A 20,825-nucleotide genomic window follows, 5' to 3' on the forward strand; every position below is an offset into this window, starting at 1 on the left:
TTTATATTTGCTGAAACATCCGGAAGAATTTGCCGCGGCGGTTTTACGTCGCCTAAGCGCGAACCGTGTATCCATTGCCGGTCTCAATCTCAGGAATACGGCAATGCCCAGAAGTTCCCTCTCCCCTGTCACGTCCAACCTGCCCGACGTCGCCGAGCGGCGTGCGCTCCAGCTGCTGGTGGTCGACGACGACGCCACGCAGCGCAGCCTGATCACAGTCGCGGCCAAGCAGGCCGGCCACGAAGTCACCGTGGCGCCGTCCGTGGCGGAAGCCATCGAGAAGCTCCGCGCCGCGCGCTTCGACTGCGTGACGCTCGACCTCGTGCTGGAGGACGGCGACGGCGTCGACGTGCTGCGCGAGATGGCGGAGGCGAAATTCGCCGGTGCCGTGATCGTCATCAGCGGCATGGACGGCAAGCGCCGCAGCGCCGCCCGCAGCTTCGCCCGATCCGTGGGGATCGAGCTCCAGAGCCTGCCGAAGCCGCTGGACCTCGCGGCCCTGCGCATCAGCCTCGCCAATCTCGGCAAGACCGCGATGGGCCTGCCGGCGATTCACACCTGGGGTGGTGTCGCCACCGACGCGATCGTGGAACGGCACCGCGCCTGAAGCGCGGAGCTGCCATGCGATCAGCCGCGGCAGGTCAGCCGCGCTGACTGCGACTTACGCTGCGCCGCCAGATTCCGACAATTGCTGCAGGGCGTGGCTGAGCTCCGCCCGGCAGGCGTTGAGGGCGGCGCTCGCGGTGGCATAACGCGGCGTGACGTCGTCGAGCACGACGATCTCGGTGGAACCCGCGGTAGCGCTATCGTCTTCGTCCTCCATCGCCGCGTCGATCAGACGCATGCTGATCTCGATGCGCGCGATCAGAGAGCGAAGTTCGGCTGCGATCAACTGACGGCTGTCAGTATCGGCCATCGCGGCGAGCGGGGGTATGCCGGCGTAATTTAGCATGGATATTCTCCGTACCCCGCAATTAGACACCCTGCCGCTACTTGTGCGTTAAGTCCATGTCCCGTACAAATACGGGTGGGCCGAATCCGCGCCGAACGCCATAACGGGATGGCGCGGACGCGAGTCCTTCATGCCAACTGGATGTGGCACATGGCCGAACAAAGCTCTCGCGGTGAAATCTTCGTGGTCGACGATGACCCTGCCGTTCGCGACACCTTGTCGATGGTGTTGAAGGCGGCGGGCTATGAGGTGATCTGTTTTGCGGACGGCGCTGCGCTGCTCTCCGTCGCGCGAACCCGCACACCGGCTGCGATCCTGCTCGACGTGCACATTCCCGGAAAGTCGGGCCTCGACATCCTGAAGGAGCTGCATGGCGAGGACTATCCGGCACCGATCTTCATGATCTCCGGGCAGGGCGACATCACCATGGCGGTGGGCGCCATCAAGAGCGGCGCGCTCGACTTCATCGAGAAGCCGTTCCGCGGCAGCGAGATCGTCGGTCGGCTCGACGAGGCGATCGGGGCCTATGCGCGCAGGCAGGCGGAAAACGCCTCGCCGAAATTCGGCTCGCTGCATTTCCCAGGACGCGAGCCGTTGACGCGCAGGGAGCGCGAGGTGCTGGAGCAGTTCGCCTCCGGTGCGTCCAACAAGGAAGCCGGCCGCACCCTCGGCATCAGCCCGCGCACCATCGAGGACCATCGCGCCAACATCATGAAGAAGCTCGGCGCGCGCAACGCCGCCGACCTGATCCGCATCGTGATGACCGCGGCCCAGCGCGCGTCGTAAAATGGTCTCGTGCCCCGGACGCGGTGCATCATGAAATGATGCACCGCTGAGCCGGGGCCCATCTCTCCGATCTCCGCGCTGGATCGTTCTGGGTCCCGGCTCTTGCACTGCAGCGCTGCGCGCTGCAGTGCGTCCGGGACACGAGAGCGTGGCATCACCCGTTCAGCGCCTTGCGGATCATCCGCGCGAGGTCCGATTTGCGGTAGGGCTTCGCCAGCAGCAGCACGCCCAAATCCAGCCGGCCGTGATGGATGATCGCGTTCTCGGTATAGCCTGATGTGTAGACCACTTTCAGATCGGGACGCGTCTTCGTCAGCTCGTCGGCGAGCTGCCGTCCGTTCATCTTGCCGGGCATGATGACGTCGGTGAAGAGCAGATCGAACGGCTTGCCGGCGGCGACGATCGCAAGCGCCTCGGCGGCGTTCGCGGCCTGCAGGGTGACGTAACCCAGCGAATGCAGCTGCGCCAGCACGTAGTCGCGCACCAGCCGGTCGTCCTCGACCACGAGGATCGTCTCGTGTCCGCCCTCGATCGTCGCTGGCGTCACACCTTCGCCGACCACCGTCGGCGTCTTGCCGGGCGGCAGGTACATCTTGATCGTGGTGCCGTGGCCTTCCTCGCTGTAGATCTTGATGTGTCCCGCGGACTGCTTGATGAAGCCGTAGACCATCGAAAGCCCGAGCCCGGTGCCCTTGCCCGGTCCCTTCGAGGTGAAGAACGGGTCGAACACCTTCGCCAGCATGCTCGCCGGAATGCCGGTGCCGGTGTCGCTCACGGCGATCAGCACGTAATGCCCGGGCCTGACATCGTTGACGCTGCCATAGACCTCGTCGAGATAGGCGGCGCCCGTCTCCACGATCAGCTTGCCGCCGCCGGGCATGGCGTCGCGGGCGTTGAGCGCGAGGTTGAGGATCGCGGTGGTGAGCTGGTTGGGATCGACGATCGCGACGCAGTTCTCGTCCTCGAACACCGATTCGATCTGGATCTGCTCGCCCAGGGTCGGCCGCAACAGCTTCGCGGTGTCGATGATCAGCGAATTGATGTCGATCTCGCGCGGCTGCAGCGGTTGCTTGCGCGCGAAGGCGAGCAGATGCTGGGTCAGCTCGGCGCCGCGCGCGGCGGCCTCGTCGATCATCTTGGTGATGGCCGCGAGCTGCGGCTCCTTCTCGACCGCCTCCGCCAGGATCTCGATCGTCCCGGTGATGACGGTGAGGATGTTGTTGAAGTCGTGCGCCACGCCGCCGGTGAGCTGGCCGACCGCCTCCATCTTGTCGGCGTGGCGGATGCGCTCCTCGGCCGCGATCTTGTCGGTGAGGTCGCGGTAGAACACGTTGAACAGCAGGCCCTCGCGGCGCTTCAGCGCGGTGACGCTCAGCTCGGCCTTGAATTCCTTGCCGTCCCGCCGCCGGCACATGAGCTCGCGGCGGCGGTTCAGCGTCCTGCCGTCCTCCTCTTCGAGGAAACGCTGCAGGCCGGCCCTGACCCGATCGCGTTCGCTCTCGGCCACGATCAGGTCGATCGTGCTCTTGCCGAGCACCTCGTCGCGACGCCAGCCGAACAGCTGTTCTGCCTGCGAGTTCCAGTTCAGGATCCGGCCGGCGTCGTCGGTCTGGACGAAGGCATCGAGCGCGGTCTCGACGATGTTGCGGGCGAGCCGTTCGCTCTCCCGCAGGGATTCCTGCGCGAGCCTTGCCTCCGTCATGTCGCGCCCGACGAAGAAGAAGCGGTGCGCCTGCTCGGACCAGCTGCCGAGCCATGACAGCCAGACCTCGTGCCCGTTCTTGTGGAAGCAGCGGGTGTCGTCGAGCTTGGGGCGCTCGCCGCGCCGCAGCGCGCGCATCTGCGCGCGGGAATGCTCGAGATGATCAGGGTGAACGAAATCGGCGCCGCTGCGGCCGATCATCTCGCCCGGCCGGTAGCCGAGAATGGTCTCGCTGCTCGGGCTGATCTGCGCGACATGGCCGTGTGCGTCCATGATCATGATCAGATCCTGCGAGGTGTCGAAGATCTGGCGGCGCTCCTCGAGCTGCTGCTGGAGCACCCGCTCGGCCCGCCGCGCCTCGGTGAGGCTGCGCGCGCTCCCGGAGGCGCCGACGATCTCGCCCGAAGGTCCCCTGATCGGCGAGAGGCCGAGCGAGATCTCGACCGGCGTGCCGTCCTTGCGCAGGCGCACCGTCTCGAAGCGCTCGATCGGCTCGCCGCTCGCGATCCGCCGCAGATAGTCCTTGCCCTGCTCGCGGCGGTCAGGCGGGACAATGATGGAGGTGGGCTGGCCGATTGCCTCGTCCGCCGAATAGCCATAGAGGCGCTCTGCCGCCGGATTCCAGCCGGTGATGATGGCCGCGAGCGTCTGCATCACGATCGCATCGTCGGACGATTCGACCGCGGCGCTGAACAATTGCTCGCGCGCCGCATGATGGCTGCGTGCAGCCTCGGTACGGCGATGCTCGCGGACCTCGCGCTCGAGCGCGGCTGTTTTCGCCCGAGTCTCATCGACCATCTGGGCGAACGCGCGCGCCAGCACGCCGGTCTCGCCGCTGGCGTCGACCGGAATGTCCGCCGGCCGTCCGCTGCCGATGGCCTCCACCGCGGCGGTCAGGCGGCCGATCGGGCGGGTCAATGACCGCGCCAGCAGCACCGCGAGCGCAGCCGCGGCGAGGACGGCGAGCACGCCGACGAGCAGCGACGTTTTCTGAATCGCGGCCGGCACACGGCCGAACACGGCCGGGGGAACGGTCACGATGATTGCGATCCACTCCTTGCCCGCAAGCAGCGCCGGCGCGAGCGCCGCGCCGCTTGGCCGGCCCGCTGCGTTGGTCGTGAGGTGCGTCGACACGTCAGGCGTGCCGGCCGCGGTCGAAAAAAACGGAAAATCATTGCGCCAGTTGGTGGGATGGCCATGCAACGAGCCGAATTCCCGCGTGCGATCGGGATGGACGAGATAGTCGTCACGCGAATTCACGACATAGATTTCCCCTCCCGAGTTCGTCGTCGCGCGGACGCGCTCGAGTGCCGGACGCATGTCGATATTGGCGACGATGATGCCGAACGGCTTGCCCTCCGGCGTGAACAGCGGTGTCGCGACCCGCAGGGTCGGACTGTGCAGGTCCGTGGTCCCGCCCTGACGGGTCGCGAGGTCAATCGGCGACACGTAAATCTCGCCCGGCGCGAGCTTGATCGTTTCCTGGAAGTAGGCTCGGTCGGTCTTGTGCGCCAGCTCGCTGTCTGGGACGATCCGTGCCGCGCCATTCGGGCCCGAGCGATCGACCCGGACCAGCTCGCGCTGGTCGTCGTCAAGGCCGATGATTCGAAACTGCCCGTAGCTGGGCTTGGCCTCGATCTCGGCCACGAGCCGCGTCGCGATGCGCTCGCGCCAGGTCTGCTCCGAGACGCCGTCAAATGCATCAGTTCCGCCGCCGATATGCGCGCGGATCAGGCCGTTGATTGCCGCGGCGGAGCGATAGCCGATCAGATCGCCGCGAACGCCGGAAACGTAGAATTCGAGATTGGTCGCCAGCAGCCGCGACTGGGCTTCGACCCGCTCCAGCACGCGCGGAATGACGGCTTGCGTGATGTTGCGATAGCCGAGCCAGCCGACTGCGGCCACCGTCACCGCCACCAGCAGGATCATCGCGATGGCTAGCCGCGTCGCCAGCGTCATGGGGATGTTCGCTGGACTTCCCGTTTGGCGGCGCTTGTTCTGGACTGGAGCCGAGGAGGCGCCCTCGTCATCGCTGGCCGGAGCTGACATCGGACCTCTCCGGCAGAGCCGCCTTAAGGCAGTCATCGACCGCGGCGAGCAGGGCGCCGGGCCCGAACGGCTTTTGCAGGCTCGCCGCCGCGCCGAGCTTGATCGCCATCTTCAGGAAATCCGGCTCCGCATAGGCGTTCGGCGCGGCCGAACGGCCGGAGATCACGATGATCGGAACGGCCCGCCGCTGTGCCCGGATGTGGCGCATCGTCTCCAGCCCGTCCATGCCGGGCATGAATATGTCCAGAAACAGCAGGTCGAATGCACTGGCTCCGAATAGGGAAAGCCCCTTGCGGCCGTCGCCGGCGACTGTCACGTGATGCCCGGCCCTCTCCAGGAGCAGCCGGATCGTGATCTGCACGGCGGGGTCGTCATCCACGATCAGGATGTTGGCCACGTCTGAAATCCTCCGGGGCGGAGGGGAATAGTCCAGCGCCCCCAAATCAAACCATCAAATATGAAATTGTTGCGCGGATTCCGCCCAGGCTGCAAGCACTTCGCGACGATGCGACGGTTTCCCGGCGCGCCTCGTCCTGGTGCCGCCATTATGCATGCTTTCGTGCACATGGCTTGGCCGGATTGGTAATTGAGGCGGTGGAACTGTCCTTCGCGCCGGCCGCGGGATGAGCGCGGCCAATCGCAGCTAGTCGGTCAGGTACTCAGGATAGCGAGCCCGGATCTTGTCCAGCTCGCTCAGGGTGCCCGACAGGTGCTTGCGCAGGTGCTGCTGCGCGGTATCGGGGTCACCGGCCTCGATCGCGCGCGTGATCAGCTTGTGATGGCGGACGATGTTCTGGGCCTTGCCGGGTGAGGGCAGATGCAGCCGGCGCAGCCGGTCGATATGTCCGCTGCGGCTGCGCACCAGCGACCAGAGGTCCTGCTTGCCGGCGGCGGCATAAAGCTGCGCGTGAAAATCATTGTCGCCGGCGATGAAGCTCTCGAAATCTCCGGCCTTGGCGGATTGCTGCTGCAGCGCGATCGCGTGGTCGAGCCGGATCACCAGGGCCGCGTTATGCTCTTCCGCGAGCAGCCGGACGATTTCGAGCTCCAGCGCCTGGCGCAGAAAATGGGCCTGCTCGGCGCGGCCGACATCGACCCGGCTGACCACGGTCGCGTGCTGCGGAAACACCTCGACCAGCCCTTCTTCCTCCAGCCGCATCAGGGCGTCGCGGATCGGTGTCGAGCTGACACCGAATTGCGCGGCGAGCTCCGTGCGCGACAGCGGCGCGCCCGGCGGCAGTTCGAGCGCGAGAATGGCGTTGCGCAGCCGCTCGAACACCTGCGGCGCGGCTTGCCGGGCCCGGTCGAGGCGGGCGGCCGCACGCGGCGCGGTATGGACGGTTTCCATGGTGATGGCTCCGGCAGGCTTGCCTTTGATGCACTAATGCATTAGTGCATCAGTAAGATCGCACGTCAATGGCGGCCGGAGGAAACGAACAACAATGATGAAGCAATTGCAGCGTGGCCTGGCGGCCATGGCCCTGATCACCGCCGCCGCCCTTTTCGCGCCCGCAGCGCAGGCGCAGCAGAAATCCGAGATCGCGCTGTCGCGCCAGCCCGGCATCTTCTACATGCCGAGCCACATCATGGAGAAGCTGAAGCTGATCGAGAAGCATGCGGCCGCTCTCGGCGTCTCCGGCGTCACCACCAAATGGATCACCTTTTCCGGCGGCGGCGCGCAGACCGATGCTCTGCTCGCCGGCGGCGTCGACATCCTCAACACCGGCACCGGCAATCTGCTCCTCTTGTGGGATCGCACCCGCGGCGGCGTGAAGGGCATCGTCGCGAGCTCGGCGCAGCCGATGACGCTGATCAGCCGCGACGACAACATCAAGTCGATCAGGGATTTCGGCCCCGCCGACAAGATCGCGGTGCCGACGGTGAAGGTGTCCACGCAGGCGATCGTGCTTCAGATCGCCGCCGCCGAAGCGTTCGGCGCCGACCAATGGTCGAAGCTCGATGCCAACACCGTGCAGCTCGGCCACCCCGACGCCTATGCGGCGCTGTCCAATCCGAAGCACGAGGTGCACACACACTTCTCGATCCCGCCCTTCACCTTCCTGGAGCTGAAGAACGTGCCGGGCGCGCATGTCGTGCTGAACTCGCCCGACGTGATGGGCGGCCCGCTCAGCCAGGCGCAGTTCTTCACCACGACCAAGTTTGCCGACGCCAATCCGAAGATCATCCAGGCGGTGCGCGATGCCACCAAGGAAGCGCAGGATCTGATCCGCAGCGACACCAGGCAGGCGGTCGAGATTTACAAGGAGATCACCGGCGACAAGACCTCGGTGGAAGAACTGCTCGATCTCCTCAAGCAGCCCGGCATGATGGAGTGGAATCTCGAGCCGCAGGGCACGATGAAGTTCGCCGCGCATCTCTACAAGACCGGGACGCTGAAGACCCAGCCCAAGGCCTGGACTGACTACTATCTTCCCGTCGCGCACGACCTGAAGGGCAACTGATGGCGCTGCTCGACGTCAACTCCGTGACGCTGCGCTACAAGACATCCAGCGCCGTCGTCACCGCCACCGAGAGGGTGAGTTTCACGGTCGACAAGTCCGACCGCTTCGTGCTGCTCGGGCCGTCCGGCTGCGGCAAGTCCACCTTGCTCAAGGCCGTCGGCGGCTACATGTCGCCGAGCGAAGGCCGCATGAGCATCAGCGGCCGCGAGATCCACGGCCCCGGCGCCGACCGCATGATGATCTTCCAGGAGTTCGACCAGCTCCTGCCGTGGAAGAGCGTGCTCGCCAATGTGATGTTCCCGCTGCTGACCGCGCGAAAGCTCTCGCGCAAGGACGCCGAGGCGAAGGCGCGGGCCTATATCGAGAAGGTCGGCCTCACCCGCGTGGTCGATGCCTATCCGCACACGCTGTCCGGCGGCATGAAGCAGCGTGTCGCGATTGCGCGCGGCATGGCGATGGAGCCGGATATCCTGCTGATGGACGAGCCGTTCGCCGCGCTCGACGCGCTGACGCGCCGGACCTGCCAGGACGAGCTGCTCCAGCTCTGGAGCGAGACCAAATTCACCGTGCTGTTCGTGACGCATTCGATCGCCGAGGCGATCCGCATCGGCAACCGCATCCTGCTGCTGTCGCCGCATCCCGGCCGGGTCAAGGCCGAGGTGGTCGACGTCGACAAGGTCTCGAACGAGAACGGCAGTGCCGGCCGGCTGGAGAAGGAGATCCACGATCTCCTGTTCGCCGGCGAAGCAACGGCGCACTAAGGGAGCCGCGCATGGGCGAAGCGAGAATATTGCTGCGTGACGCGCAGATCGCCGTCACCGGGGCAGGCGAGGTCGAGCGCAAGCTGAGTGTGCTTGAGCTGCTCTGGAACGACGGCTTTGTGCGCAAGACCGTGATCATCCTGTTCCTCGCGGCGGTCTGGGAGGCCTACGGCGTCTATCTCGACAATCCCCTGCTGTTTCCGACGCTGCACGACACCATTGTGACGCTGTACGACCGCGTGAAGGACGGCACCATTCCGATGCGGGCCTGGACCTCGCTAAAAGTGCTGTTCATGGGTTATTCCGCCGGCATCGCGCTTGCCGCGATCTTCACCATCCTCGCCATCTCCACTCGCATCGGCACCGATTTCCTGGAAACGGTCACGGCCATGTTCAACCCGCTGCCGGCGATCGCGCTCCTGCCGCTGGCGCTGATCTGGTTCGGGCTCGGCAATGGCAGCCTGGTCTTCGTGCTGATCCATTCGGTGCTGTGGCCGGTCGCGCTCAACACCCATTCCGGCTTCAAGAGCGTGTCCAACACGCTGCGCATGGTCGGGCGCAATTGCGGCCTGCGCGGATTGCCTTATGTGGCGAAAATCCTCATCCCCGCAGCGTTCGGCTCGATCCTCACCGGCCTCAAGATCGGTTGGGCCTTCGCCTGGCGCACCCTGATCGCGGCCGAGCTGGTGTTCGGCGTGTCCTCTGGCCAGGGCGGGCTCGGCTGGTTCATCTTCGAGAACCGCAACCTCCTCGACATACCTGCGGTTTTCGCGGGCCTCTTGACGGTGATCATCATCGGGCTCTTTGTCGAGAACCTGATCTTCCGCGCCATCGAGCGGAACACCGTCCAGAAATGGGGCACCCAATCATGACCAAGAAGAAAATCACGCCCGACCAGCTGCGCAGCGCGCGCTGGTTTGCACCCGACGACCTCCGCTCGTTCGGCCATCGCTCCCGCACCATGCAGATGGGCTACGCTCCCGAGGAGTGGAAGGACCGCCCGATCATTGCGATCCTCAACACCTGGTCGGATGCGCAGCCCTGCCACATGCACTTCAAGTCGCGCGTCGACGACGTCAAGCGCGGCATCCTGATGGCGGGCGGCCTGCCGGTCGAGCTGCCGGCGCTGTCGCTGTCGGAGTCGCTGCTCAAGCCGACCACCATGCTCTATCGCAATCTCCTGGCGATGGACGCGGAAGAGCTGCTCCGCAGCCATCCCGTCGACGGCGTGGTGCTGATGGGCGGCTGCGACAAGACCACGCCGGCGCTGCTCTTGGGCGCGACCTCGATGAACATCCCGGCGATCTACCTGCCGGCCGGTCCCATGCTGCGCGGCAACTGGAAGGGCAAGACGCTCGGTTCCGGCTCGGACGGCTGGAAATATTGGGACGAGCGCCGCGCGGGAAAGATCTCCGACAAGGACTGGCTCGACATCGAGGCCGGCATCGCCCGCAGCTACGGCACCTGCATGACCATGGGCACGGCCTCGACCATGACCGCGATCGCGGAAGCGATCGGCATGACGCTGCCGGGCGCCTCCTCGATCCCCGCGGCCGACGCCAACCACATCCGCATGGCCAGTGAATGCGGCCGCCGCATCGTCGAGATGGTGTGGGAGGATCTGACGCCGAAGGTGATCCAGACCCGCAAGGCGTTCGAGAATGCGATTGCGGTCGCCATGGCGATGGGCTGCTCCACCAATGCGATCATCCATCTGATCGCGCAGGCCCGCCGCGCCGGCCAGGACATCGGCCTCGACGATTTCGAGATCGCGAGCCGCAAGGTGCCTGTCATCGCCAACGTCCGCCCGAGCGGCGATGCCTATCTGATGGAGGACTTCTTCTATGCCGGCGGTCTGCCGGCGCTGATGGGGCAGATCAAGCAGCATCTGCATCTCGACTGCGTCACGGTGACAGGCAAGACGCTGGGCGAGAACATCGAAGGGGCCGAGGTGCACAATGCCGACGTCATCCGCGGCGTCGACAATCCCATCTACAAGGAGGGCGCGCTCGCCGTGCTCAAGGGCAATCTTGCGCCCGACGGCTGCGTCATCAAGCCTTCCGCCTGCGCGCCGCGCTTCCTCAAGCACACGGGTCCGGCGCTGGTGTTCGACGACTATCCGTCGATGAAGAAGGCGGTCGACGATCCCAACCTCGACGTCACCGAGGATCACATTCTCATCCTGCGCAATGCCGGGCCGCAGGGCGGGCCGGGCATGCCGGAATGGGGGATGCTGCCGATCCCGACAAAGCTCGTGAAGCAGGGCGTGCGCGACATGGTGCGCATCTCGGATGCGCGCATGAGCGGCACCAGCTACGGCGCCTGCATCCTGCACGTCTCGCCGGAATCCTACATCGGCGGCCCGCTGGCGCTGGTGCAGAACGGCGACCGCATCACGCTCGACGTCGCCGCGCGCACCATCAATCTCGACGTATCAGAGGCCGAGCTCGAAAAGCGTCGTGCCGCCTGGAAGCAGCCCGAGCGCCGCTTCGAGCGCGGCTATGGCTGGATGTTCACCAAACACATCAAGCAGGCCAATGACGGCTGCGACTTCGACTTCCTCGAGACCGATTTCGGCGCGCCGATCGGCGAGCCGTCGATTTATTAGTGACCCTGTCATTCCGGGGCATCGCGAAGCGATGAGCCCGGAATCCATAACCACGATCGTGAGTATGGATTCCGGGCCTGCGCCGTTCCGGCGCATCCCGGAATGACGAAAGAGAGAGTATGAGATGACAAAACTCAGCGAAGCCACCCGCAACAAGCTCAAATCCGTCTCCACCGCCACCGTCGCCACCGCTTTGTTCAAGCGTGGCCTGCGCATCCAGATGATCCAGGATGTGCATCCCGTCGGCCCCGACCAGCCGACCATGGTCGGCGAGGCCTTCACGCTGCGCTACATGCCGGCGCGCGAGGATCTCAACACCATCGACGTCTTCAAGGACCGCTCGCATCCGCAGCGCAAGGCGGTGGAGGACTGCCCGCCCGGCGCCGTGCTGGTGATGGACAGCCGCAAGGATGCGCGCGCGGCCTCGGCCGGTGCAATCCTGGTGACGCGGCTGATGAAGCGCGGCGTCGCCGGCGTCGTCACCGACGGCGGTTTTCGCGATTCGGCCGAAATTGCAAAACTCGGCATTCCCGCTTACCACCATCGCCCCTCGGCGCCGACCAACCTCACGCTGCACCAGGCGATCGAGATCAACGTTCCGATCGGCTGCGGCGATGCGCCGGTGTTTCCCGGCGACGTCATCCTCGGCGATGCCGACGGCGTCATCGTGATCCCCGCACATCTCGCCGACGACATCGCCAACGAGACCTTCGAGATGACCGCGTTCGAGGATTTCGTCACCGAGGAAGTCGGCAAGGGCCGCGGCATTTTCGGTCTCTATCCCGCCACCGATCCGCAGACGCTCACCGATTTCGCGGAATGGCGGAAGAAGAACGGCCGCTGAAACCAAAACTACAGCAGATCAAGAAACAGGCCGGCCGCATCAAGCGCCGGCCTTTTAACAAGCAGGGAGGACTTATATGAACTTCACGCGACGTAACCTCATGGCCGGCGCTGGCGCGGCGGCAGCTTCGACACTTCTCGCCCGCGCCGCCGGTGCCCAGGCGTTCGCGTTCACGCCGAACCAACGCTATCCCGATCCCGCCGTCCAGGTCCTCGATCCGAGCTTTGGCAAATACCGGCTCTATTCCTCGACGGTCGAGCAGGTCGCGACCGGCATGCGCTGGGCCGAAGGGCCCGCCTATTTCCCCGAGGGCGGTTACCTCCTGTTCTCCGACATTCCCAACAACCGGATCATGAAGTTCGACGAGAAGACCGGGCAGACCAGCGTGTTCCGGGCCAATGCCAACTACGCCAACGGCAATGCGCGCGACCGCCAGGGCCGCCTCGTCACCTGCGAGCACTCCGTCACCCGCCGCATCACCCGCACCGAGAAGGACGGCAAGATCACCGTGCTCGCCGACAAGTTCGAGGGCAAGCGGCTGAACGCGCCGAACGACATCGTGGTGAAGTCGGACGACAGCATCTGGTTCACCGATCCCTTGTTCGGCATCAACGGCGAGTGGGAAGGCAAGAAGGAGAAGGCCGAGCAGGCCACCACAAACGTCTACCGCATCGCCAAGGACGGCAAGCTCAGCGCCGTCCTCACCGACCTCGTCAATCCGAACGGCCTTGCCTTCTCGCCGGACGAGAAGAAGCTCTACATCGTCGAATGGAAGGGCACGCCCAACCGCAGTATCTGGAGCTACAATGTCGGCGACGACGGCTCGCTCAGCGGCAAGACCAAGCTGATCGATGCCGCCGACCAGGGCTCGCTCGACGGTTTTCGCGTCGACCGCGACGGCAATCTCTGGTGCGGCTGGGGCTCCAACGGCGCGCTGCAATCCGAGCCGACCGACATTGGCGGCCGCAAGGTGTTTCAGCTCAAGGGCAAGCCGGAGGATCTCGACGGCGTGATGGTGTTCAATGCGGACGGCAAGCCGCTCGCCTTCATCAAGCTGCCCGAGCGTTGCGCCAATCTCTGCTTCGGCGGGCCGAAGAACAACCGGCTCTACATGGCGAGCAGCCATTCGGTTTATGCGCTGTATGTCGAGGCGCACGGGGCGGTGTGAACTTTCGCCTCTCCCCGCTTGCGGGGAGAGGCCGGAATTTGCGACAGCAAATTACGGGTGAGGGGGAGTCTCCGCGAGTCTCTATGCCACCGTCCTTGCGGAAGCCGCCCCTCACCCCAACCCTCTTCCCGTAAGAACGGGGAGAGGGAGAAGATCAGGCCTCGGCCATCCCGGCCGCCCACAGCGCGAACGCATACACGATCGCCACCTCATCCAGCCGGTCGAACCGTCCCGATGCGCCGCCGTGGCCGGCGCCCATGTTGGTGCGCAGCAGGACGGGGCCGCCGCCACTCATGGTGGCGCGCAGGCGCGCGATCCATTTGGCGGGCTCCCAATAGGTGACGCGTGGATCGGTCAATCCGCCCATCGCCAGGATCGCCGGATACTCCTTCGCCGCGACATTGTCGTAGGGCGAGTACGACAGAATGGTACGAAAGTCCTTCTCGCTCTCGATCGGGTTGCCCCATTCCGGCCATTCCGGCGGCGTCAGCGGCAGCGTGTCGTCGAGCATGGTGTTGAGCACGTCGACGAACGGCACCTCCGCGACGATGCCGGCGAACAACTCGCCGGCGCGGTTCGCTACCGCACCCATCAGCATGCCGCCGGCCGAGCCGCCATGACCGACGATACGCTTGGCGCTGGTGTATTTCGCGGCGATCAGCGCGCGGGCGCTGGCGGCAAAGTCGTCGAACGAGTTCGTCTTCTTCTCGCGCTTGCCGTCGAGATACCAGCCCCAGCCCTTGTCGGCGCCGCCGCGGATATGGGCGATGGCGTAGACGAAGCCGCGATCGACCAGCGACAGGCGGTTGGCGCTGAACGAGGCCGGCATCGCCATCCCGTAGGAGCCGTAACCGTAGAGCAATAGCGGCGCCGTGCCGTCGAGCTTGAGCCCGCGGCGATAAAGGATCGACACCGGCACCTCGGCGCCGTCATGCGATTTCGCCATGATGCGCGTGGTGACGTAGTCGGCCGCATTATGGCCGGACGGGATTTCCTGGCGCTTGCGCAAGCTGCGCGTGCGCTTGACCATGTCGTAGTCATAGACTTCCGACGGCGTCGTCATCGACGAATAGGAGAAGCGCAAGTTGGTCGTCTCGAACTCGTAGGAGCCCATCGTATCGAGCGAATAGGCGGCCTCGTCGAAGGCGATGGCGTGCTCGTCCCCGCCGGTGAGATCGCGGATCACGACCGACGGCAGCGCATTGGCGCGCTCCAGCCGCACCAGATGGCCCGCATAGAGATCGAGGTCGATGATGTAGATGCCGGGACGATACGGGATCAGGTCGCGCCAGTTCTTGCGCTCGGGCGAAGCGAGCGGCGCGGTGACGATCTTGAAGTCGATGGCGTCGTCAGCATTGGTGAGGATGAACAGCTCGTCGCCACGGTCGGCGAGCGAATATTGCACGCCCTCCTCGCGCGCCGCGACCAGGCGCGGCGGCGCCTCGGGGTTGGCGAGGTCGATCAGCCGCTGCTCCGAGGTTTCGTGATCGCCGCCCGCGATCACGCAGAAGCGGCCGCTGGTGCTCTCGTGCAGATGGGTGAACCAGCCGGAATCCTGCTCCTCATAGACCAGCGTGTCGTCGGCCTGCTTGGTGCCGAGCCTGTGCCGCCACACCTGCATCGGCCGATGATTGTCGTCGAGCTTCACATAGAAGAAGCTCTTGCAGTCGGCGGCCCAGACCACGCCGCCATCGGTCTCCTCGACGAGATCGCCGAGATCTTTCCCCGTCGCCCAGTCGCGGACGCGAATCGAAAAATATTCCGAGCCCTTGGTGTCGGCGCTCCAGGCCTGCAGCTTGTGATCGTATGAGTGCCGGCTGCCGCCGAACTTGAAATATTTGTGGTCCTTGGCGAGCGCGTCGCCGTCGAGCACGATATGCTCGTTTCCGCCGTTGCGCGGCATACGGCCGAACAGCTCGTGCTGCCCGCCCTCTCGGAACCTACGGAAATAGGCGAAGGACCCGTCCGGCGACGGCACGCTGGAATCGTCCTCCTTGATCCGTCCGCGCATCTCGCGCACCAGCGTCTTCTGCAAGGACGAGGTGTGGCCGAGCAGGCTCTCGGTGTAGACGTTCTCTTCATCCAGATATTTGCGGATATCAGGGTCGATCACCCCGGGCTCGCGCAGCACCTCCTGCCAGTTCGCGTCCTTCAGCCAGGCATAGTCGTCGGTCACGGTGATGCCGTGCCGCGTGAAGGAATGCGGCCGGCGCGGGGCGACGGGGGGCTTCGAAGGGGTCTTGGCGTGGGTCACTCGTTCCTCATCATCTCTCGTTCGCGCGGGGGGTACAGGTCTCTCTACAATTTCATTCGCGGAGAGAGGCCCCTCACCCCAACCCTCTCAGGGCGAGCGTAGCTCGTCCCGGCCCGTAAGAACGGGGAGAGGGAGGGGCACGCACCGTGTTCCACCTTATATCGTTCCGATTTCACGGAATGCCAGCGCCGCTGCGCCAAAGGACTGCGCCAAGTCGCCGGGTTGTTGATCCGTCCCTTGTATGCTTTGACGGGCCATACCCCCCGCGCTGGTCCAGCCTGATGCTGTTCAACTCCTATCCTTTCATCCTGCTGTTCCTCCCCGCTGTGCTCGCCGGCTATTTCTGGCTGGGGCGGCGCAGCAATCTGGCGCCGGTGATCTGGCTGGCGCTGGCCTCGCTCACCTTCTATGCGATCGGAAGCTGGCAATTCGTGGCCCTGCTGCTGCTCTCGATCGCGTTCAATTATGGCATCGGCCATCTCCTCATCCGGCCGGAGCTCGCCCCAACGCAACGCAAGGCCACGCTCGCGCTCGGCGTTGCCGGCGATCTCCTCGTGCTCGGCATCTTCAAATATGCCGGCTTTGCCACCGAGAACATCAACGCTTTGCTCGGCACGCATCTTGCGATTCACATCCTGCTGCCGGTCGGCATCTCCTTCTACACCTTCACGCAGATCGCGTTCCTGGTGGACGCGTATCGCGGCCAGGTCGCAGCTTACGCGCTGCCGCATTACGCCCTCTTCGTGACCTACTTTCCGCATCTGATTGCGGGGCCGATCCTTCACCACAAGGACATGATCCCGCAATTCGAGCGCAAGGAGACCAAGCATCCCGACGCGCATCTCATGCTCTGCGGCGTCATCATCTTCGCCATCGGCCTGTTCAAGAAGACCTGCCTTGCCGACGGCATCCAGCCACTGGTTGCGCTCGCCTTCGAGGCGCGCTCGCCGAGCTTCGACCAGGCCTGGTGCGGCGCGCTCGCCTACACGTTCCAGCTCTATTTCGACTTCTCCGGCTACTCCGACATGGCGATCGGGATCTCGCTGATGTTCGGCATCTTCCTGCCGGTCAATTTTAACTCGCCCTACAAGGCCACCAGCATCGTCGATTTCTGGCGGCGCTGGCACATGACGCTGTCGCAGTTCCTGCGCGACTATCTCTACATCCCGCTCGGCGGTAACAGGCGCGGCCGCGTGCTGCGCTACGTCAACCTGCTGGTCACGATGCTGCTCGGCGGCCTCTGGCACGGCGCGGCCTGGACGTTTGTCGTGTGGGGCGCGCTGCACGGCGCCTATCTCTGCGTCAACCATGCCTTCAACGCGCTGGTGCCTGATGTTCCGGCATTGTTTGCGCGCCCGGCTCGCATCGCCGGGGCCGTGCTGACCTTTCTCGCTGTCGTCGTCGCCTGGGTGTTCTTCCGCGCCGAGAGCGTCGCATGGGCGCTGCGGATCCTCCACGCCATGGCCGATCCAGCGAATATCGTGTTCGGCCGCGAGGAGATCGCGGCGCTGGTGATGATTGCGGTCTACGCGGCGCTGGTGTGGCTCGCGCCGAACACGCAAGACATCATGGGCTACGATCACGGCAACCGCCGGGTCGGCGAGGCCTTGCGGGCCGGGCGCATGCGGCCGCTGGTCCTCTATGCGGCATCGCTGGTGCTCGCGTTCGGCGTGCTGGGCATCCAGAGCCACAGCGAATTCATCTATTTCCGGTTCTGATGCGCAGGCCGTTCACGCATCTGAAGCGTCTTCTGCTCGCGAGCGTCCTGTGCGTGCTCGGCGCAGCCGCGCTCGTCTATGTGGTCGATCCCCTGCAGCTGTTCCGCACCTCGCATCTCGCCTTCTATTCCGACGATACGCGGGTGCAGAACGCCGGGCTGATCCGCAGCCAGTCGTTCGACACCGCCTTCATGGGCACCTCGCTCGCGATTCATTTCCGCCAGAGCGATATCGACCGCGCGCTTCGTGTACGTTCGCTCAAGCTGGCGATGACCGGCTCCAACTCGCGCCAGCAGGCTTTTGTGCTGGAGCAGGCGATCGACCGCGGCGCAAGGCGCGTGATCTGGGAGATGGACGACTTTATTTTCGTCGATGCCGCGGGCATCGAGGCCGACCCCTATCTTTCCGTCGATCTCTACCGCAGGACGGCCAAGGGCATCGCGTCCTATCTGTTCAGCGCCGCGATGGCGAAGGAGTCCTTGTTCGCCTTGCTGCGGTCGATCCCTCCTCTGCGAGAGCCGCTGACCCGGGCGGCGCCTTATCTGCCCGTCAAGTTTGCGCTGGCTGACGTCGATGACATCTATGCGTCGCCGCGGGATGTTGACCTCGCGCGCGATTACAATGCGAAGAAGACGCTCGCCTCTTTCGCCTACATCACCGCGCCTGCGCGCATCCGCTTTCTCGGCGAAGGCTACGATTATGATGCGATGGTGCGGCATTTCGAGCAGGACGCCATCGGCCTGATCACGCGCCATCCGGACGTGACCTTCGACGTCTACTTCCCGCCCTATTCGATCCTGCAATTCGTCGCGATGCGCGATGCCTCGCCGGAGACGCTGAAGATCGTGATGGATCTCACGGCGGTGATCGCGCAGCGATTGACCCAGCTCCCCAATGTGCGCCTGCACGATTTCCGCGCGATCAAGGCCGTGACGCACGATCTCAATAACTACGGCGACGTCATCCATCATTCGCCTGAGGTGGACGCGATGGTGCTGAAATGGCTGGCGAGCGGGGAGCATCGCGTCGATCCGAAGAAGCCGACGGCGTCGCTGGATGAGCTGAAAGCGCAGGTCGAAGCGTATCGCGTCGAGTACTGATCTTTCCCTCTCCCCTTGTGGGAGAGGGTGGCTCGCCGCGGAGCGGCGAGACGGGTGAGGGGTACCTATCCGCGCGCGAAGCCGCCTGTTGAGCCCGCGGAAGCAACCCCTCATCCGGCGCTTCGCGCCACCTTCTCCCACAAGGGGAGAAGGAAGAAAGAAGAGACGTTCGCAGGGATGACGGCGGCTTGTTACACCGCCACCTCTTCACCGAGATACGACACCGCCGCTTCCAGCCCGCCCTTGCCGTGGGGGATCTTCAGTGCGTTCAGGGCGATCTCGACCACCCCGAGCGTGCCGAGCAGCATCGGCGCGTTGACATGGCCCATATGGGCGATGCGGAAGGCTTGCCCCGAGAGGTCGCCGATGCCGGTGCCGAGCACGACGCCGCATTTGTCCTTGCAATAGCGTTGCAGCACCGCCGGGTCATGGCCGTTGCTCATGGTCACCGTCGTCACGGTGTTGGAGCGCTCGTTCGCCTCCGCGACGTTGAAGCCAAGCACCTGGCCTTCGGCCCAGACCGAAACCGCGCGGCGCGCGGCCTCGCCGAGCAGGCTGTGGCGGCGGAAGGCGTTCTCCAGCCCTTCGGCGTGCAGCATGTCGATCGCCTGGCGCAGCGCGAACAACAGATGCACCGGCGCGGTGCCGGCATATTTGCGATAGTTCTCGGTGCCCTCGCGCTCGCTCCAGCTCCAATAGGGCGTCGACAGATTGGCCTTCTTGTGCACCTCGAGCGCGCGGGCATTGGCGGCGACGAAGCCGAGGCCGGGCGGCGTCATCAGGCCCTTCTGCGAACCGGACATCGCGACGTCGACGCCCCATTTGTCCATCTCGAACGGCATGCAGCCGAGCGAGGCGACAGTATCGACCATGTACAGCGCGGGATGGCCGGCCGCCTTGATCGCCTTGCCGATCGCCTCGATGTCGTTCTGCACGCCCGAAGCCGTGTCGACCTGGACCACCACGACGGCCTTGATGCTGTGCTCCTTGTCGCGGCGCAGGCGCTCCTCGACCTCGTGCGGACGGACCGCACGGCGCCAGTCGCCCTTGAGCACCTCGACCTCGGCGCCCATCAAGGCTGCCGCATTGCCCCAGCCGATCGCGAAGCGTCCGCTCTCCAGCACCAGCACCTTGTCGCCGCGCGACAGCACGTTGCTGAGCGCGGCTTCCCAGGCGCCGTGACCGTTGGCGATGTAGATGTAGGACTTGCCCTTGGTCGCAAACAGTTTCGAGATGTCGCCGAGCAGGCTGTCGGTCAGATCGTGCATCTCCTTGGAGTAGATGTCGATCGCCGGGCGGTGCATCGCCCGCAGCACCTCGTCGGGCATCGTGGTGGGCCCGGGGATGGCCAGAAATTCCCGGCCCGCGCGAACGGTCATTGCTGTTGGTCCTTGTTGTTGGAGGACAGGCTGGTAGGTCGCTGATTCCTACTTTTACGCGGCGCTGGGGCCTGAGAAAAGCGCCGAAAATGCAGGCCTGAAGTGGGTTATCTCTTAGTCTCCCGGCAGCCGGCCGCTTCCGCCTCTTCCACCGAGCAGAACCAGCGGGTGCCCTTGCTGATCTTCATCTTGATCTGCGTGTACCAGCGGCTGGTCGGCTGGTGATAGATGCACTCGCCCGATGTGTTGACGTTGCCCTTGATGGTGCAGTCCGGCGAGGGCGCGACGGGGCCCGAGGCGGACGCGAGCAGCACCGCATGCGCGCCCTCCGGCGGCTTGGTCGCGCCCAGGATCGGGGTCTTCTTGTTGCGCACCCGCCAGTCCCAGGGTGCGATGAAGGCGCCCTGCCACATCCCGGCTTTTGCCTCACGCGCGGCAACCTCATCTGGCTCGTAATCATGGGAGATGCGGGTATAGGCCAGCGCCCAGCCGCTGCGCACCAGCCATTTCTGGATGTCCTCGCCGCCGACCTCGCAGCGCGCCACGGTGCGGCCACGCCGATCGATCGATCGGGCATGGCAGACCCAGGTCTTGCCCTCGGTGTATTTGGCGAGCTCGTCGCGGGCGGCGACGCCGCAGGTCCAGCGCTCGCCCTTGGTGTTGAGGCAGAGCTGGTCGGACGACGGCGCGTCGACGCCGCCGAGCCGGATCCGCGTGTTGCCGATCACGACGGAATCGCCGTCGCGGATCTTCGCCGTGCCGGTGATGTCGGCGGCCTCGGCCAGCGACGGGACGAGGAAACACAGCGCAATCAGGAATTTTCGCAACATGCCGGTCCGCGTGTGATGAAAATGTCGATAGAGGCGCGCAATTGTGGTCGGCTTTTGGCCTCGCGGCCAGCTTATGCCTAACGGATAGGCTTTCAACTTCCTGTCATTTGCGACGGCCTTCGTGCGGTCGACGGTGCCGTAGGGTGGGCAAAGCGAAGCGTGCCCACGATGTCTTGCGTGGCGAGAGATCGTGGGCACGGCGCTCCGCGCCT

17 protein-coding genes are annotated in these 20,825 nt (G+C 65.0%); 10 read left to right on the plus strand and 7 right to left on the minus strand.

Annotation, left to right across the window (positions count from 1 at the left end):
• Positions 1-103 precede the first annotated feature (103 nt).
• Positions 104-607 (plus strand): response regulator, encoded by a 504-nt coding sequence (locus AAFG16_RS01290; protein WP_342736688.1) that lies wholly within the window; start codon positions 104-106, stop codon positions 605-607.
• A 54-nt stretch (positions 608-661) separates the two neighbouring features.
• Here the strand turns inward: AAFG16_RS01290 and AAFG16_RS01295 are convergent, their stop codons facing one another.
• Positions 662-952, minus strand: a complete 291-nt coding sequence (locus AAFG16_RS01295) for a hypothetical protein (RefSeq protein ID WP_283083217.1) — start codon at positions 950-952, stop codon at positions 662-664.
• A gap of 150 nt (positions 953-1,102) precedes the next feature.
• Between AAFG16_RS01295 and AAFG16_RS01300 the strand changes: the two genes are divergently transcribed.
• Positions 1,103-1,738: a response regulator gene (locus tag AAFG16_RS01300; protein ID WP_283083218.1), complete on the plus strand. Its 636-nt coding sequence runs from the start codon at positions 1,103-1,105 to the stop codon at positions 1,736-1,738.
• Positions 1,739-1,892: 154 nt separating this feature from the next.
• Here AAFG16_RS01300 and AAFG16_RS01305 read toward each other — a convergent pair whose 3' ends face one another.
• The 3 genes from AAFG16_RS01305 to AAFG16_RS01315 form a co-directional block, all read right to left on the minus strand.
• Positions 1,893-5,489: a PAS domain S-box protein gene (locus AAFG16_RS01305; RefSeq protein ID WP_342736691.1), complete on the minus strand. Its 3,597-nt coding sequence runs from the start codon at positions 5,487-5,489 to the stop codon at positions 1,893-1,895.
• A complete protein-coding gene (locus tag AAFG16_RS01310; RefSeq protein ID WP_342736693.1) occupies positions 5,467-5,886 on the minus strand; it encodes a response regulator in 420 nt (139 codons plus the stop codon). Before AAFG16_RS01310 ends, AAFG16_RS01305 begins: the two co-directional genes overlap by 23 nt.
• Before the next feature lie 246 nt (positions 5,887-6,132).
• On the minus strand, positions 6,133-6,837 hold the full coding sequence (locus AAFG16_RS01315) for a GntR family transcriptional regulator (protein ID WP_342736695.1): 705 nt from the start codon (positions 6,835-6,837) through the stop codon (positions 6,133-6,135).
• 94 nt (positions 6,838-6,931) lie between these two features.
• On the opposite strand from AAFG16_RS01315, the gene AAFG16_RS01320 reads away from it, so the two are divergent.
• The 6 genes from AAFG16_RS01320 (at position 6,932) to AAFG16_RS01345 (ending at position 13,332) form a co-directional block, all read left to right on the plus strand.
• Positions 6,932-7,951 carry an ABC transporter substrate-binding protein gene (locus tag AAFG16_RS01320; protein ID WP_342736697.1) on the plus strand — a complete coding sequence of 340 codons (1,020 nt, stop codon included), beginning with the start codon at positions 6,932-6,934 and terminating at the stop codon, positions 7,949-7,951.
• Positions 7,951-8,712 (plus strand): ABC transporter ATP-binding protein, encoded by a 762-nt coding sequence (locus AAFG16_RS01325; RefSeq protein WP_342736699.1) that lies wholly within the window; start codon positions 7,951-7,953, stop codon positions 8,710-8,712. The genes AAFG16_RS01320 and AAFG16_RS01325 overlap by 1 nt, the downstream gene beginning before the upstream one ends.
• 11 nt (positions 8,713-8,723) lie before the next feature.
• Positions 8,724-9,584: an ABC transporter permease gene (locus tag AAFG16_RS01330; protein WP_342736701.1), complete on the plus strand. Its 861-nt coding sequence runs from the start codon at positions 8,724-8,726 to the stop codon at positions 9,582-9,584.
• A complete protein-coding gene (gene araD, locus AAFG16_RS01335) occupies positions 9,581-11,320 on the plus strand; it encodes an L-arabinonate dehydratase (RefSeq protein WP_342736703.1) in 1,740 nt (579 codons plus the stop codon). Before AAFG16_RS01330 ends, araD begins: the two co-directional genes overlap by 4 nt.
• A 124-nt stretch (positions 11,321-11,444) precedes the next feature.
• The gene (locus AAFG16_RS01340) at positions 11,445-12,164 is read left to right on the plus strand and encodes a ribonuclease activity regulator RraA (RefSeq protein ID WP_342736705.1); all 720 of its coding nucleotides are present in this window, start codon (positions 11,445-11,447) and stop codon (positions 12,162-12,164) included.
• A gap of 76 nt (positions 12,165-12,240) precedes the next feature.
• Positions 12,241-13,332: an SMP-30/gluconolactonase/LRE family protein gene (locus AAFG16_RS01345; RefSeq protein ID WP_342736707.1), complete on the plus strand. Its 1,092-nt coding sequence runs from the start codon at positions 12,241-12,243 to the stop codon at positions 13,330-13,332.
• Between the two features lie 154 nt (positions 13,333-13,486).
• Here AAFG16_RS01345 and AAFG16_RS01350 read toward each other — a convergent pair whose 3' ends face one another.
• Complete coding sequence (locus AAFG16_RS01350) at positions 13,487-15,586, minus strand: S9 family peptidase (protein ID WP_342736709.1); 2,100 nt, start codon at positions 15,584-15,586, stop codon at positions 13,487-13,489.
• 281 nt (positions 15,587-15,867) lie between these two features.
• Between AAFG16_RS01350 and AAFG16_RS01355 the strand changes: the two genes are divergently transcribed.
• Together AAFG16_RS01355 and AAFG16_RS01360 are read left to right on the plus strand one after the other, a co-directional pair.
• Positions 15,868-17,304, plus strand: coding sequence for an MBOAT family protein (locus tag AAFG16_RS01355; protein ID WP_342736711.1), 1,437 nt, complete (start codon positions 15,868-15,870; stop codon positions 17,302-17,304).
• The gene (locus tag AAFG16_RS01360) at positions 17,304-18,404 is read left to right on the plus strand and encodes a hypothetical protein (protein WP_342736713.1); all 1,101 of its coding nucleotides are present in this window, start codon (positions 17,304-17,306) and stop codon (positions 18,402-18,404) included. The genes AAFG16_RS01355 and AAFG16_RS01360 overlap by 1 nt, the downstream gene beginning before the upstream one ends.
• A gap of 191 nt (positions 18,405-18,595) precedes the next feature.
• Here AAFG16_RS01360 and AAFG16_RS01365 read toward each other — a convergent pair whose 3' ends face one another.
• A complete protein-coding gene (locus tag AAFG16_RS01365; protein ID WP_342736715.1) occupies positions 18,596-19,783 on the minus strand; it encodes an aminotransferase class V-fold PLP-dependent enzyme in 1,188 nt (395 codons plus the stop codon).
• A 107-nt stretch (positions 19,784-19,890) separates the two neighbouring features.
• Positions 19,891-20,613, minus strand: coding sequence for a thermonuclease family protein (locus AAFG16_RS01370; RefSeq protein WP_342736717.1), 723 nt, complete (start codon positions 20,611-20,613; stop codon positions 19,891-19,893).
• Between the last annotated feature and the right edge of the window lie 212 nt (positions 20,614-20,825).

This window comes from Bradyrhizobium sp. B117 (assembly GCF_038969555.1).
GTDB lineage: Bacteria > Pseudomonadota > Alphaproteobacteria > Rhizobiales > Xanthobacteraceae > Bradyrhizobium.